A 14,853-nucleotide genomic window follows, 5' to 3' on the forward strand; every position below is an offset into this window, starting at 1 on the left:
GAATCGGGCCCGGGCCGTGGGTGATGGTGATGACGACGTGCAGGGGGCGAGCCGATGGGATCGATGAGCGGTAGGGCAGGTCTGGTGACGGGTGCGGCGAGCGGGATCGGGCGCGCCACGGCGATCAGGGCGGCGCGGGAGGGTGCCCGGGTGGTCGTCTCGGATCTGGAGTCGGCGCGTGAGCCCGGTGAGGAGACGGTGCGGTTGATCCGTGAGGCCGGTGGGGAGGCCTGCTTCCAGGCCTGCGACGTGTCCCGGGCCGAGGATCAGGACGCGTTGGTGGCGTTCGTTCTGGAGCGGTTCGGTGCGCTGGACTTCGCGCACAACAACGCGGGGATCGGCGGTGGTGGTGAGTTGCTGGCCGATGTCGAGGACGAGGATTTCGACCGGGTCATCGCGGTGAACCTGCGTGGGGTGTTCCTGGGGATGAAGCGTCAGATCCGCCAGATGCTGCGCGGGGGAGGGGGTGCGATCGTCAACACGGCGTCCAACGCCGGGCTGCGGGGGGTGAAGCGTCTCGCGCCCTACACGGCGGCGAAGCACGGCTTGGTGGGTCTTACGAAGAACGCCGCGGTGGAGTACGCCGAGGATCGCATCCGGGTCAACGCCGTCGCGCCTGGGACGATCATGACCGGGTTCGCCCGCGGGGCGACGCCCGAGCGGCTCGCGCAGATCATGAAGCCGCAGGCGATGCAGCGGATCGGCGAGCCGGAGGAGGTCGCCGCCGCGGTGGTCTGGCTGCTGTCGGACGACGCGTCGTTCGTCACCGGTGTGACGCTGCCGGTGGACGCCGGTTCGGTGGCGGGCTGGTGAACCGTCGAGCGGTCGCCCCGCTTCGCCGACGTGGCCAACGGCGACGTGGTCCGGCTCGTCGTGGGCGGGGTGCACCGCGATCAGCCGGATCATCAACCGGTCGAGCAGGACCAGCACGACCGGGCGCCGATCCAGACCGTGGGGGAGAACTTCTCCCGCCGGTCTGTGCCACGTCGTTCGCGCTGTCGGCGTTGACGCTGCTCATTACCCGGGACATCCGCCGGGCGGATGGACGCGCTCATCGTCGACAAGACCGGGAGCTTGACCATTGGCCGTCACCGGCTCTTCGGCGCCCCGCTGGTGTCGGCCATCGGCACCGGCATGCACGCCGCCGCGTTGCCGCTGCTGGCCCTGCAGAGCACCAGCGGCCCGATGGCGTTGAGCTTCGTCGTCATGGCTGCCGAGATTCCCTGGGTGCTGCGCACGAGACGGTCGCGGTGTACGGCAGCGGTGGCTTCACCACCTACGACTCGGGCCGCCTGCGTGAGCAGCTCGGCTTCTGGGTCACCGAGCAGCACATCCCGCGCGTCAAGATCGAGTTCGGGGAGCGGTGGGGGAGTGCGATCGGGCGCGACCTGGCCCGCATCGCCGAGGCACGATCGGTCATCGGCCCGGACGTGGAGCTGTACGTCGACGCCAACGGTGGCTATCAGGCCAAGCAGGCGATCCGGGTGGCCGCTGCTTCGGCCGAGTGGGCGGTGAGCTGGTTCGAGGAACCGGTCAGCGCGACGGCGAGCGGGATGCCGTGGGCGTCGACGACGAGGTGATGCTCGGAGCTGGGATGACCGCGGTTGACCGGTGATGGCCCGGCGTGGTCGCCCCTCGAGGGCGTGCACGTGCGAGGCGTCGACCGCCCTGCGGTCCAGGGCCAGCAGGCCTGCCGCGCGCAGCTCAGCGAGGAGCAACTCGTGCAGGGCGGGGAACAGTGGTTAGAGGACCTGTACCTCTCTTGGCCGGTCACGCGTCTCTGTCACGTGCACGCTCGAGACGACGTGTGGTGCACCGCTCAATTTCGGAGACGCAGAAACTGGCCGAACTTACCGCGTGAGAGCCCGTCTCGTCGTCTTCACCGCACGTCGACAGGCAAAGCGGGGCGGCCGCCGCCGAAGGAACTATTGGCACGGTCGATCTCGCCGAAGAGAACAATGATGTCATTCGGATCCGTTCCTGCTGCCTGCAGGCTGGTCACGATTGCCGACAGGAGCAAACGCTTCCTCTCCTTCTCGGTCCCCGACGAGAGCACGGCCTCAATCATCAGAACGTTCTCACTTCGAGGCTTCGGAAGATCAGGATAGCGGGGGCTGATACGCAGATCAACGTTCTCCAGTGAGATGAATCGCTGGAAGTCGTCATCCTCTGGGTAGCCCGCGTTGACGCTTGCTTGATGGATGGCGGAGGATATCGTGTCCTTCTCCTCCTTCGTTCTGCCGGAACGCATTGTGATGGTGAAAAGCGGCACGGGATCTCCTTGTGTTACTCGGAATCTTGTATGGATTGTAGGCAGATCTACAGGGGTCACGCCCCCTCTCTCGAGCGGCCTACGGAAGCGCGCGAGGTCCCGCCTCGGTCATCACGCATCGAAATGGGCAGGGCGCGCGAAACACGGACCACGTTGCGCCGGGCCGGCTGATGTCAAGAAGGACCCACAGTGGCCGCCACCGCACGCGCCACCGGCCCCTGACGCTTGCCAGTGACCGTGGACAGACCCGGACCCTCGTGGTGACGCTCTGTGTAGGCGGACGTGGTGGTACCCCCTCGACGGGAACCCGCTACCAGCCAGCCGGCAGACGTCTACTAGCTGGCTAGGAAGCTAGCAAGGCGATTCCGGGTGCACCAGGGCCTGTAAGGCGTGTTACAAGTCACTATTCAACTGGTTGGCAAGTAGAATTCCTGCGCGTTAGTCTACTGGCCAGCCGGTAGAAATCGACTAGCCGGCTAGTCGAAGCGGCGTCCTGGGGCCACGCGGCCGTCGTCCTCTGACGTGGCTCACACAGTCACGGACCGAACCGCACTGGGACGCGCCGGCGTATCCGCACCGAACCCAAGGAGTTCCGAATGTCCCTCGATTCCTACCGCACCCTCGGCCGATCGGGCCTGCGCGTCAGCCCCTTCACTCTGGGCACGATGACCTTCGGCGACGATTTGGGATGGGGCAGCAGCCCGGAGGAGTCCGCGAACATCCTCGCCGCCTACCTGGACCGCGGCGGCAACTCCGTCGACACGGCGAACATCTACACCAACGGCCACTCCGAGAAGATCATCGGCGACTACTTTGCGACGCGGCCCGGTCTGCGCGACCGGGTGGTGATCGGCACCAAGTTCTTCGGGAACCTCTACGAGAACGACCCCAACGGCGGCGGCCCCGGCCGCAAGGCGATCGTGCAGCAGCTGGAGAACTCCCTGCGGCGCCTGCAGACCGACTACGTCGACATCTACTGGCTGCACAACTTCGACCCCTCCACACCCATCGAGGAGACGCTGCGGGCACTGGATGACCAGGTGCGCGCGGGCAAGATCCGCTACGTCGGGTTCTCCGACGTGCCGGCGTGGGCGACGGCCGAGGCGGCCACCATCGCGCGCCTGCGCGGATGGTCGCCCATCATTGCTCTGCAACTGCAGTACTCGCTGCTGGAGCGCACTTCCGAAGGGGAGCTGATCCCCATGGCCCAGTCGATGGGCATGGGCGTGCTGCCCTGGAGCCCCCTGCACAGCGGATTCCTGTCCGGCAAGTACTCCAGCTCCACCACCGGCCCGGTCGACACCACCCGGGCGGGGCTCGTCGGCGGTCCCTCCGAGTCCGACTACGTGGTGATCGACGCGCTCAACGGCGTGGCCCAGGAGGCCGGCGAGACCTCCGCCGCGGTGGCCCTTGCCTGGGTCCTGGGCCGCCCCGGCATCACCTCCACCCTGCTCGGCGCACGCCGCCTGGACCAGCTGGAGGCGAACCTGAGCGCCCTGGAGGTGACCCTCACCGACGCCCAGCGGGCCGCGCTGGACGAGGTGTCCACGCCCAAGCTCAACTTCCCCGCCGACAACAACACCGCCCTGGCCGCCAGGCTCCAGTTCGCCGGAACCACCGTCGACGGACACACGACGCCCGCCAACCCCAGCCTCCAGGCCAGCACCACCCGCTACTGACCACCAACGCGCGCCAGTGGCGGCCCCGGGCCCGTCACCGCCCGCCCCACCGGTTGGATCTATTACCGGCCAGTCAGTAGAAAGGGCGCGCAGCCCCCGGCGCGACCATCGCAAATCGGAAGGAGGTGCGCCCGTGCCCACAAGCAAGGTCCCCACGCGCGACCGCATCAAGGCAGCCGCCCTCGAGCTCTTCAGCACGCAGAGCTACGGCACCACTACCCTGCAGGATATCGCCGACAAGCTGGGCCTCACCAAAGCCGCCCTCTACTACTACTTCAAGACCAAGGACGAGTTGCTGGCGGAGGTCAGCGGTCCGTTCCTGGACGGCTTCGAGCTCATCGTCGCCCATGAAGAGACGCAGCCCCGAACCTGGCAGACACCTGAGACGCTGCTGCTCGCCCTTGCCGAACACCTGCTGGCCAAGCGCGAGTTGGTCATGCTGCTGTGCTTCGACCGCTCGGTGCAGGGCCACCCTGTCAAGCAACGTACCCACGACCTGCTGGACCGCGTCGGGGACCTCCTCGCCGGTCCGGCCCCTGACCAAGAGCGCAAGATACAGGCGTCCGCGGCCATCGGCGCCGTCATCCTCCCCGTGCTCCGCGTGCCTGAGGAGGTCCTCTCGCAGCAGTACACGGCCACCACGATCACGAACGCGGCACTCGCCACGCTCGCGCCGGCACACGCGCCGAGTCCGTGACCCCAACCGGCTCGCGCGCCCCGCTTGAACAAGTCGCGCCCAATCCCGCCTGTGGTGCGGACGAGCAGGACAGCCGCAGGCAGGCTGATGGCCGGGTAGCGGGATCGGGGGTTCCGGGTTGACCCCACCCCGTCCGCCAAGCGCTGGCCTGGATCGCGGTCATGGACGGACTGTCGGCGTGGACAGCTACTACGGATCATGTCGTCGGGCTCGATCCAGCAGTCGCCGAGCAGCAGGCACGTCGACTGCCGTAGGCAAGCTCATCTTCGATGGTTGGCAGCGCCGGGTGGTCGGCGCGGTCTTACCATTCGCGGCGTGCCCGTCGAGGTGGTGACGCGGCTTTCGCGGGGTGCGCGGGTGCTGCTGGTGGTGGCGTGTGTGGCGGCGGAGTCTCCGGCGCTGCTGCTGGACCCGGTTGTGGGCGCGCCGTGGTGGGGTCGCGCGGCCGTGGTGGGGTTGCTCGCCGTGCAGGCGGGAGGGATGTGGTTCCTGGCCCGGGCACCGGTGCGGGCGGCGGCGGTGGTGATCACCGCCGGTGCGGGCATCCAGCTGTTGTACCCGGTGGTGGGTCCGGGGATCACGCTGGTCGCGCTGTGCACGGTGGCCTGGCTGCGCCGGCCTCGGTGGTCGCTGTGGGTGTTGGCCGGTACCGGGATGTTGGCGGCGTTGGTGTGGCTGCTGGGGCGGAGCCCGACCGAGGCGCTGCTGTGGGCTGCCGGGGCGCTGCTGGCGTGGAGCTGGGGTGAGCTCGGCCGGACCCGGTCGGCGCGCCGGCGGGCGGAGACCCGGCGCGCGGTGCTGGAGGAGCGTGCGCGGATCGCCCGGGAGTTGCACGACGTGCTCGCGCACACGGTGTCGGTGATGGTGGTGCAGGCCGGGGCGGCTGCCGACGTGTTCGACGTCAGCCCGGAGCGGGCCCGCGCTGCGGTGTGCGCGATCGAGTCCTCGGGCCGGAATGCGCAGGCCGAGCTGCGCCGGTTCCTGCGCACGGTGCGCCCGGACCCCGGCATGGACGACGAACCGCAGCCCGGGCTGGCCGACCTGACCGCGCTGGCGGCGTCGGTGACGCGGGCCGGGTTGCCGGTCGCGCTCGACGTCGACGTGCACACCGACGTGCAGGCGGGTGTCGCCCTGTCGGCCTACCGCATCGTGCAGGAGGCGCTGACCAACACCCTGCGCCACGCTCACGCGACCCGGGCGCAGGTCGCGGTGCGGCTGCTGGAGGGCGAACTGCTGGTCGACGTCCACGACGACGGCCGGGGAATGCCCGGGCGTTCCGCCGCCGGGCAGGGGCTGGTCGGGATGCGGGAACGTGCCGAGCTGCTGGGAGGCCGGCTCCGCACGGCCCCCGATCCCGACGGCGGGTTCCGGGTGTCCGCCCGGCTGCCGTTGCAGGAGCCCGCATGACCAGGGTGCTGCTGGCCGACGACCAGGAGCTCGTCCGCGCCGGCTTCCGGATGATCCTGGAGACGCGCGAGGACGTCGAGGTGGTCGGCGAGGCCGCGGACGGCGACGCGGCGGTGCGGCTGGTCGAGCAGCTGAACCCGGACGTCGTGCTGATGGACGTGCGGATGCCGGGGGTCGACGGGATCGCCGCCACCGAGCGGATCGTCGCGTCCCGCACGTCGTCCCGGGTGATCATCCTGACCACCTACGACCTGGACGAGCCGCTCTACGCCGCGCTGCGGGCCGGGGCCAGCGGGTTCCTGCTCAAGGACGTGCGACCGGTCGACCTGGTCGAGGCGGTACGCGTGGTCGCCCGGGGCGACGCCCTGCTCGCCCCGGCGGTCACCCGCCGGCTGTTGGACCGTTTCGCCGAGGTGCTGCCCCGCGACGACCCGCGCCCGGAACGGCTCACCGCGCTCACCGAGCGGGAGGTGGACGTGCTCGCACTCGTGGCCCGCGCGGCGACCAACGCCGAGATCGCGCAGCGGCTCGTGATCACCGAGGCGACCGTCAAGACCCACGTGTCGTCCATCCTGCGCAAGCTCGGGGTGCGTGACCGGGTCCAGGCCGTCGTGTTCGCCTACGACGCCGGACTGGTCCGTCCCCGCGGCTCATCCTGAAGTCGCAGACCCAACACCATCCTGCGGACCGAGGACGTCCGCGCCGCCCGCGCCTACCGTCTCGATCATGGTGAAGCGGATTGCGGTGCTGCTGATCGCGAACCTCGCGCTCGGCGTGCTGTTCGCGGCGCTCACCGTCGCCTTCCGCGACAACGTGATCGACTACCAGTTGGCCCGAGGCAGCGACCAGACCCGCGAGCAGCTGGAGCTGACCGTGTGGATCCGGTCGGGCATCGTCGTGGTCCTCGCGGCCTGGTACGTCTGGATCGCCCACCGGATGGTGCGCGGCCGCCGCGGCGCGTACCTGCGGGTGCGGTCGCTGGCGGTGCTCGGAATCGTCGCGGTCGGCTATCTGCTGATCTCGGGCGCCTACCCGTCCTGGATGCGGGTGCTGCAGGCAGCGCAGCTGACGCTGCTCGTCGTGCTCGCTGTGGCCACGAACCTGCGCCCGGTGCGGGAGAGCTTCCCCCGCCGGCCCCGTCCCGCGCGTCCGCCCGGAAACCGCAAGGCGGCGCTCGTGCTGGTCGTGCTCACCCCGGTGATCGCCGAGGTCCTGCTCGGCAACGTCTCGGTGGCCATGGCCTGGGTGGTCCTGCTCTACATCCCGATCTACGGGGCGGGCGCGTTGCTGATCCGCGAACTGGTGCGCCGCGCCGGCGGCGGATGGCCCAGCCTGGTGGCGATGGGCATCGCCTACGGGTTGCTCGAGGAGGGCCTCGCGCTGCAGAGCCTGACCAGCCCGACCCTCTACGGGGCCGCCGGGTGGGCACCCCGCGTGTTCGGGATCAACACCGCCTACACCGAGCTCAACCTGCCCTACCACGTCGTGTTCAGCGTCCTGATCCCGATCGCGCTGGTCGAGCTGCTGTTCCCCGGGCACGGCACCCGCCCCTACCTGCGCACCCCCGGGATCGTGGTCACCGCCGTCGTGACCCTGCTGGGCGCGGCACTGCTGCGCCTGTCGGTGCCGACCTCGATCGATCCCGGCTACACCATCCCGCTGCCGGCCGCGCTCGCCATCCTGGGGCTGGAAGCCCTCCTGGTCGTGCTCGCCCTGCGGGTTCTGCCGGCCCTGCAGCCGTGGCGTCCGGCCGCGGTCCGGCCACCCGCACCCGCCCTGGTCGGGGTGGCCATCGGAGTCGCCGTCGCCGCGTTCATGGGCCTGCTGTTCCCGTTCGGCGGGGCGACCCGGCCCGCCTTCACCCACGGACCGTGGGTCCTCGTCCCGATGGCCGTGGCGGCACTGCTCGGACTCGGCACAGCGCAGCTGTTGCTGCGCTGGAGCGGCCACGGGTCCTGGACGGTGCACCACCGGTGGGCCGCCATCGGCGGCGCCGTGCTCGCCCACAGCGTGTTCGGCCTGGTTGCGAACGCGACCACGCCGAGCGACCGGATAGCGGTCGCCCTGCTGATCGCGGTGACGGGCGCGCTCTTCGCCGCAGGCGCTCGACGTCTTCGGGTGCGACCGATCCACCTTTGTCACCGTGGACCGGGTACGGGAGTCCTTGCCCCGATCGCTGTGGCCGGGCCATGCTGGCGTCATGATCAGGATGGCCCAGTCTCGCCTGATGTTCTTCCGGCGCGCGACCACGGCCTCCCGTCCGACGGCCCGAGAACGATGACCCGGATTCGCCCCTACCGCGTGGAAGTGCCCGACCAGGAGCTCACGGACCTGCGGAACCGACTCACCGGAACACGCTGGGCGCCCGAACCGGAGGGCGGTGACAAGGGGTACGGCGTGCCGGTCGCCGCTGTTCGTGAGCTCGCCACGTACTGGCTCGAAAGTTACGACTGGCGCGGTTGGGAGGCGAGGATCAACGCCCACGACCAGTTCACGACCACGATCGACGGAACGAACGTCCACTTCGTCCACGTCCGTTCGCCGGAACCGGACGCAGTGCCACTGATCCTGACCCACGGTTGGCCCGGCACGCTGGTGGAGTACCTCGACGTGATCGGCCCGCTCACCGACCCACGAGCGCACGGGCTCGACCCGACAGTCGCGTTCGACGTGGTGATCCCGTCACTGCCGGGGTTCGCGTTCTCCGGGCCCACACCCGACACCGGCTGGGGCCCACGCCGGATCGCGCGAGCATGGGCAGTGCTGATGGAACGGCTGGGTTACCAGCAGTTCGGCGCAGCGGGGAACGACTGGGGTTCCTACATCAGCGCCGAGTTGGCCCACATCGCACCAGCGACGATGATCGGCGCGCACGTCACACAGGTCTGGGTGCCACCACCCGCCGACGATCCCGACTGGGCGAGCACGTTGTCCGGCCGCGACGCACGGACGCTGGCCGACTTCCGCGACCTCTACGACAACCACGCCTCCTACGGCGCTGTCCACGGCCAACAGCCCCAGACGATCGCCCATGCCCTGTCCGACTCACCGGTCGGGTTGCTCGGCTGGAACGCGCAGGTCATGGGTGGTCTGAACGCCGACATCCTGCTCACGCACGTCGCCATCCACTGGTTGACCGGCACCGCGGGATCTGCCATCCGCATCTACGCCGAGCATTCGCGTGAACCGGCCCGGACCTCACCCTCGACGGTGCCGCTGGCCGTCGCGCAGTTCGCCGGCGACCTCGGCTCGATCCGCTACCTCGCCGAACGCGCACACTCACGGATCGTGTCCTGGAACGAGTACGACCGCGGCGGCCACTACGCCACCCACGACGCGCCCGACCTGTGGCTGAACGACCTCCGAACCTTCTTCGCCACGCTGACCGCCCGTCCCGGTTCCGACCTGACAACCCCCGACTTCCGCATCCCTGGCAGGACGACGACATGAACGGCAAGGCCATCATCTTCCACGGCACCGACGCACATCCGGACGTGGTGTGGCTTCCTTGGCTCCGTGAGCAGCTGACCAAGCGCGGATATGCCGTGGAAGCGCCGCACTACCCCACCCTCAACGTCGAACCGATCAGCAGGTTCCTGCCGAAGGTGCTGGCCAACCACACGTTCGACGAGAACACCGTGCTGATCGGCCACTCCGGCGGAGCCGCCCTGCTGCTCGCGATCCTCCAGCACATCGACACCACGGTCAGACAAGCCATCCTCGTCGCCGGTTACTCCACCACGCCGAACACCAACGACGAGCCCGTCCTTCAGGACGACTACGACTGGGCGGCGATCAGGCGGCACGTCCGCGACATCTACTTCATCAACTCCCGCAACGACCCCAGCGGCTGCGACGACCGACAAGGTCGCGCAATGTTCGAACGAGCAGGGGGCACCCAGATCATCCGCGACGACGGCCACTTCGGCGACGAGAACCAGGCCTACCCCACATTCCCCCTGATCGACCGACTCATCGACTGAGATTCCCGAGTGAGGAGTGGGATGAAGATCATCGACGTGGTTCCGTGGCTGGTGGGGTCCGATGGCACGGGATGGGGCGAGTATCTGTTCGTGGAGGTGCGCACGGACGAGGGGATCAGCGGGTGGGGTGAGATCACCACGACCACGCCCACGGCCAACCGCGGCATCGCGGCGATGGTCAGGCAGGTGAAGGACCTGCTCGCGGGTGACGACCCGGCGCGTATCGAGGACACCTGGCACAAGATCTTCCGGGCCTTCACCTACATGGGCAGCCGCGGAGCGGGCACGAACGTCACGAGCGCGATCGACATCGCCCTGTGGGACATCCGCGGCAAGGTCCTCGGCCTGCCGGTCTTCGACCTGCTCGGCGGCCGGGTCCGGGACCACCTGCTGATCTACACGCACCCGAACCAGCGCCGGTTCGGCACCCGCGAGGGGGTGGTCGAGGAGATCCGCGCGATCGTCGACTCCGGCCACACCGGCATCAAGTTCGACCCGTTCCCGCACCAACCCGGGGTGGCGCTGGCCGACGACCGCTACCTCGGGGGCGGGATGAGCCGCGCGGAGGAGCGGCAGGCCATGGAGCTGACCGCGCTCATCCGGGAGACGGCCGGCCCCGACGTCGAACTCCTCATCGACGCGCACGGCCGGTTCGACGTGCCCACCGCGATCCGGCTGGGCCAGGCACTGGACGATGTCGGCGACATCCACTGGTACGAGGAGCCGGTGCCGCCGGAGAGCTACCACGCCCTCCAGCAGGTGCGCGAGCGCGTGCGCGTGCCGATCTCGGTCGGCGAACGCCTGCACACCCGGTGGGACTTCGTCCCGGTCCTGGAGAAGAGGCTTGCCGACTTCGTCATGCCCGACGTGACCTGGACCGGCGGAATCTCCGAGCTGAAGAAGATCGCCACCATGGCCGAGGCCTACTACGTGCCGGTCTCACCGCACGACGCGGCGGGCCCGGTCAACCTCGTGGCAGGCGGGCACGTGATGGCGACGGTGCCGAACTTCTACCGGATCGAGTCGAGCAGGCACGACCTGAGCAGCTACAACCAGTTCCTGACCACGCCCCTGGACAACAGCGGCGGTCTGCTCAGGCTCCCCCCGGGACCAGGGCTGGGGCTCGACTTCGACACGGACCACATGCGCGCGAACGCACGGGACGGGTTCCACGGCTGACCCGGGAGTGCCGGTTGTCCGTCACTTGGAGAAGCCGGCGGTCATCCCGGCCTGCAGGTGCCGCCGCCCGAGCACGTACAGCGCGAGGATCGGCAGTGTCGCGAGCACGACGGACGCCAGCACCGCGGGGACGTTGATCCCGTACTCGCCCTGGAACGCCCAGAGCGCGAGCGGGAGCACCCGCAGCTCTGAGCTCTGGGTGAGTACGAGCGGCAGCAGGAACGCGTTCCACACCTGCAGGCCCTGGTAGATCGACACCGTGATGAGCGCCGGTCGGGTCAGCGGGAACGCCAGCCGCCACATCGAGGCCCACTCGCTGGCCCCGTCCATCCGCATCGACTCGAACAGCTCGTTCGGCACGTCGCGGATGAAGTTGGCCAGGATCAGCACCGTCAGCGGGATGGCGAACGCGATCGAGGGCAGGATCAGTGCGAGGTGGCTGTCGTAGAGGCTCAGCCGGATGATGATCAGGTAGACCGGGATGATCACGGCCTGCAGCGGGAAGGCCAGCCCCATCAGGAAGACGGTGTTGGTGAACCGCAGGAACCGGCCGCGGCCTCCGCGGACGATCGCGAACGCCGCCATGAACGAGACCAGCACCGCGGGCACCGTCGCGCCGACGGTCACGATCACGGAGTTCGCGAAGTACCTCATGAAGTCGGCCTCGAGCACCGCCTGGTAGTTCTCCAGGGTCGGCTCGGCGGGCAGCATCGGGTTGCTCGTGTAGTAGGCCGACTGCGGTTTGAAGCTCGTGATGACGACCCAGTAGATCGGGATGATGATGATCGCGAGCAGCAGGAAGCTCCCGACGCCCGCGAGGTAGTTGGGCCGCTCCGCGGTGACGGAGCGCCGTTGCGGCGGCTGCGCCTTCCCCGGCGCGGGGACGGACGCCGCAGGGCGTGTGTCGGCGGTGGCGCTGGTCGGTGCGGCCACGTCAGGCCCCTTCCATCCGGCTCTCGTTCGCGTCCTTGCCGCCCAGGCGCTGGATGCCCATTGCGAGCAGCACCGCGACCACGACGATGATCAGCGCGATCACGCTCGCCGGGCCCATCATGTTGCCGCGGAACCCCCGCAGGTACATGTCGAGCGCCAGCACCCGGGTGGCGTCGCTCGGGCCGCCCAGGGTGAGCACGAAGATCAGGTCGAACAGCGTCATCGACCCCGCCACGATCAGTGTCGAAGACGTGATCAACGTGTACTTCAGCTGCGGCAGCGTGATCGAGAAGAACTGCCGCACCCGCCCGGCGCCGTCGATCCGGGCCGCCTCGTAGAGCGACGCCGGGATCTGGCGCACCGCGCCCTGGTAGATCAGCGAGTGGAACGGGATGAACTGCCAGGAGATCACGAAGACCACGGTGGCGATCGCCAGCACGGGGTCGCCCAGCCAGTTCTGCACCAGCAGCGGGACCCCGAGCGAGGCACCGAGACCGAAGTTGGGGTCCAGCAGCGCCTTGTAGGTGATCGCGATCGCCGCCGAGCTCAGCAGCAGAGGGGTGAAGTACAGCACCGCGAGCACCGCGCGGTAGCGCTGCCCGCCCGCGAGGAACACGCCCACGAGGATGCTCATCGGGGTCTGCACCAGCCAGGACAGGGCCATGATCAGGAACGTGACGCCGAGCGCGTGCACCAGGGCGGGGTCGGCGAGCACCGACACCCAGTTGTCGAACCCGGCGGGCGTGATCTCGCCGATGCCGTTCCAGCTGGTGAAGCTCAGTACGAGAACGCCGATGAGCGGGATGATCCCGAACGCCGTGAAGAACAGCAGCGCCGGCAGCACCAGCCAGGTGAGCGACCCGTGCTGCCGGGCACCGATCGAACCGCTGGTCACGAGGAGGGGACCGCGTTCATGTTGGTGGCGAACTGCTCCGGGCTGATCGACAGCGAGAACAGCTGCTCGATGTTGTTGAGCATCACGTCGGCGGGGCCGGGTAGCAGCGCCTGGTCCCAGGAGTGCACCCACGACTGCGCCTGGGTGGCCGAGTCGTAGACGAACTTCTGGAACTGCGCGTCGGGCCCGGAGAACCTGCTGTCGACACCGTTGACGATCGGCACGGCGCCGCTGGCGACCCACCCGTCGATGTCGGCGTCGGTGAGCAGACCGTTGGCGAAGTAGTCCCGGGCGATGGCCTTCTGCTCCTCGGAGGCCTGGGAGGACAGCGACAGGAACGAGGCCGGGTTGCCGACGCCGGTGCTCGGGTCGCCGGCGCCGCCCTCGATCGCCGGGAACTGGGTCCAGCCGAGCTTGCCGCTCGAGACGAAGTCGCCGCCCTCGTCCTTCATCGAGCCGTAGGTCCAGGCGCCGTGCAGCATCATCGCGGCCCGGCCCTGGTGCAGCAGCGCCTGGTCGGCGTTGGCGTCGGCGGCGATCGACTGGAACCCGTTGACGAACCCGCCGGCCCGCACGAGGTCCTGCACCTTCGTCAGGCCGGCGATCGCGGCCGGGTGCGACCAGGCGTTCGGCTCGCCCGCCGCGATGGCGTCGAAGACCTGGGCGCCGCCCTGGCGGTCGAACAGGAACTCCAGCCACATCATGTTGGTCCAGCGGGACTGCCCGGCGAGTGAGAACGGCGCAACACCGGCGTTGTTGAACACCGGCACGAGCGCCATGAGCTCGCCCCACGTGGTGGGCGGCTGCGCGCCGACCCGCTCGAACAGCTCCTTGTTGTAGTACATGACGATCGGCGAGACCTGCTCGCACGGCACCGCGTAGATGCGCCCGTCGACCGTCGCCGCGTCGAATGAGGTCTCGAAGCGCTTCGACTTGACCTCGGGGTTCTGGGCGAACCAGTCGGTGAGGTCGTCCACCTGGCCGTTGCGCACGTAGTCGCGCAGGCCACCGCCGCCCCACGTCCAGATGACGGTGGGCGCCTGGTTCGCGCCGACGGCCGTGCGGATCCGGGTCTTGTACGCGTCGTTCTCGAAGAACGTGGCCGCGAGCTGACCGTCGGGGTGCGCGGCGTTGAAGGCGTCGACCGAGGCCTTGCGAAGGCCTTCCTGAGGCTGGCCGGTGAGGTACCAGATACTGGCCTCACCAGCGGCAGCCTGGCCCGGGCCGGTGGTTCCGCACGAGGCCAGCGCGCTCGCACCGAGCGGTGCGGCCATCGCCAGAGCCAGGAACGAACGTCGGGAAACCCGCTTCTGATCCACGTCGATCTCCGTTGCTGCGGGTCGCCTCGTTCCGGCCTCTCGGGAGGGGCCGTCGGACGACAGTGTCGGAAACTTTCGAAACATCAATGCGCGGACCGGACCCTAGTGAGAGCGCGATCACAGCGTCAAGAGCCGACCTTCCGGACAGATTTTCCTCGAAATTCTCGATGACCGTCGCCGAGGCTGAGCCCTGCGGGCAGCCTGGGCAGGACCCGCAAGGGCTCAGGCAGCTCGTCCGCGGTGGGCAGCGTGGTCTGATCGACGATGACCGCCACGGCGGCCCGGCGACTGGCCAGTCCTGCGTCCACTCCGAGCGCGGGCGGCGGCGGGCGACCGAGCGCTCGTCGGCGTCGGGGATTTGCCTCACATGATCGCTGCGGTCGTCACTCCAACGGTTTCGCCATGCTCGGCATTACCGCCGCGCATGGCGTGGGAGGCACAGACTGCGCCGCGACCAGGATACGTCCGCAGCCACGGAGAGATGTCACG

General features: G+C 69.1%; 13 protein-coding genes and 1 pseudogene. 9 read left to right on the forward strand and 5 right to left on the reverse strand.

The genetic code is table 11. From position 1 onward, the window contains the following. Positions 1 to 63: 63 nt before the first annotated feature. Together ACQPZA_RS14030 and ACQPZA_RS14035 are read left to right on the forward strand one after the other, a co-directional pair. On the forward strand, positions 64 to 813 hold the full coding sequence (locus ACQPZA_RS14030; RefSeq protein WP_433281157.1) for a glucose 1-dehydrogenase: 750 nt from the start codon (positions 64 to 66) through the stop codon (positions 811 to 813). Positions 814 to 1,250: 437 nt separating this feature from the next. Further along, positions 1,251 to 1,580 carry an enolase C-terminal domain-like protein gene (locus tag ACQPZA_RS14035; RefSeq protein ID WP_433281159.1) on the forward strand — a complete coding sequence of 110 codons (330 nt, stop codon included), beginning with the start codon at positions 1,251 to 1,253 and terminating at the stop codon, positions 1,578 to 1,580. Here ACQPZA_RS14035 and ACQPZA_RS14040 read toward each other — a convergent pair. Together ACQPZA_RS14040 and ACQPZA_RS14045 are read right to left on the reverse strand one after the other, a co-directional pair. Beyond that, positions 1,523 to 1,739, reverse strand: a pseudogene (locus ACQPZA_RS14040) (IS5/IS1182 family transposase); the annotation flags it as partial. The gene ACQPZA_RS14035 and the pseudogene ACQPZA_RS14040 overlap by 58 nt on opposite strands. A 140-nt stretch (positions 1,740 to 1,879) precedes the next feature. After that, entirely contained in the window at positions 1,880 to 2,272 is a 393-nt protein-coding gene (locus ACQPZA_RS14045) for a tautomerase family protein (protein WP_433281161.1), read from the reverse strand. Positions 2,273 to 2,868: 596 nt separating this feature from the next. Here ACQPZA_RS14045 and ACQPZA_RS14050 point away from each other — a divergent pair. The 7 genes from ACQPZA_RS14050 (at position 2,869) to ACQPZA_RS14080 (ending at position 11,217) form a co-directional block, all read left to right on the forward strand. Next, complete coding sequence (locus ACQPZA_RS14050; protein ID WP_433281163.1) at positions 2,869 to 3,951, forward strand: aldo/keto reductase; 1,083 nt, start codon at positions 2,869 to 2,871, stop codon at positions 3,949 to 3,951. A 133-nt stretch (positions 3,952 to 4,084) separates the two neighbouring features. Further along, the gene (locus ACQPZA_RS14055) at positions 4,085 to 4,648 is read left to right on the forward strand and encodes a TetR/AcrR family transcriptional regulator (RefSeq protein ID WP_433281164.1); all 564 of its coding nucleotides are present in this window, start codon (positions 4,085 to 4,087) and stop codon (positions 4,646 to 4,648) included. Between the two features lie 315 nt (positions 4,649 to 4,963). Further along, positions 4,964 to 6,055 (forward strand): sensor histidine kinase, encoded by a 1,092-nt coding sequence (locus tag ACQPZA_RS14060; protein ID WP_433281166.1) that lies wholly within the window; start codon positions 4,964 to 4,966, stop codon positions 6,053 to 6,055. Then, positions 6,052 to 6,714: a response regulator gene (locus ACQPZA_RS14065; protein ID WP_433281168.1), complete on the forward strand. Its 663-nt coding sequence runs from the start codon at positions 6,052 to 6,054 to the stop codon at positions 6,712 to 6,714. The genes ACQPZA_RS14060 and ACQPZA_RS14065 overlap by 4 nt, the downstream gene beginning before the upstream one ends. 67 nt (positions 6,715 to 6,781) lie before the next feature. Beyond that, positions 6,782 to 9,505 carry an epoxide hydrolase family protein gene (locus tag ACQPZA_RS14070; protein ID WP_433281170.1) on the forward strand — a complete coding sequence of 908 codons (2,724 nt, stop codon included), beginning with the start codon at positions 6,782 to 6,784 and terminating at the stop codon, positions 9,503 to 9,505. Next, positions 9,502 to 10,038 (forward strand): RBBP9/YdeN family alpha/beta hydrolase, encoded by a 537-nt coding sequence (locus ACQPZA_RS14075; protein ID WP_433281172.1) that lies wholly within the window; start codon positions 9,502 to 9,504, stop codon positions 10,036 to 10,038. The genes ACQPZA_RS14070 and ACQPZA_RS14075 overlap by 4 nt, the downstream gene beginning before the upstream one ends. A 21-nt stretch (positions 10,039 to 10,059) precedes the next feature. Continuing rightward, positions 10,060 to 11,217 (forward strand): mandelate racemase/muconate lactonizing enzyme family protein, encoded by a 1,158-nt coding sequence (locus tag ACQPZA_RS14080; RefSeq protein WP_433281174.1) that lies wholly within the window; start codon positions 10,060 to 10,062, stop codon positions 11,215 to 11,217. 21 nt (positions 11,218 to 11,238) lie between these two features. Here ACQPZA_RS14080 and ACQPZA_RS14085 read toward each other — a convergent pair whose 3' ends face one another. From ACQPZA_RS14085 to ACQPZA_RS14095, 3 genes are all read right to left on the reverse strand, one after another. Continuing rightward, positions 11,239 to 12,015: a carbohydrate ABC transporter permease gene (locus ACQPZA_RS14085; protein WP_211173650.1), complete on the reverse strand. Its 777-nt coding sequence runs from the start codon at positions 12,013 to 12,015 to the stop codon at positions 11,239 to 11,241. 136 nt (positions 12,016 to 12,151) lie between these two features. Next, positions 12,152 to 13,045, reverse strand: a complete 894-nt coding sequence (locus tag ACQPZA_RS14090; RefSeq protein ID WP_169393849.1) for a carbohydrate ABC transporter permease — start codon at positions 13,043 to 13,045, stop codon at positions 12,152 to 12,154. Further along, positions 13,042 to 14,364 carry an extracellular solute-binding protein gene (locus ACQPZA_RS14095; protein WP_433281176.1) on the reverse strand — a complete coding sequence of 441 codons (1,323 nt, stop codon included), beginning with the start codon at positions 14,362 to 14,364 and terminating at the stop codon, positions 13,042 to 13,044. Before ACQPZA_RS14095 ends, ACQPZA_RS14090 begins: the two co-directional genes overlap by 4 nt. Positions 14,365 to 14,853: the final 489 nt, after the last annotated feature.

Source organism: Pseudonocardia xinjiangensis (assembly GCF_050948425.1).
GTDB lineage: Bacteria > Actinomycetota > Actinomycetes > Mycobacteriales > Pseudonocardiaceae > Pseudonocardia > Pseudonocardia xinjiangensis.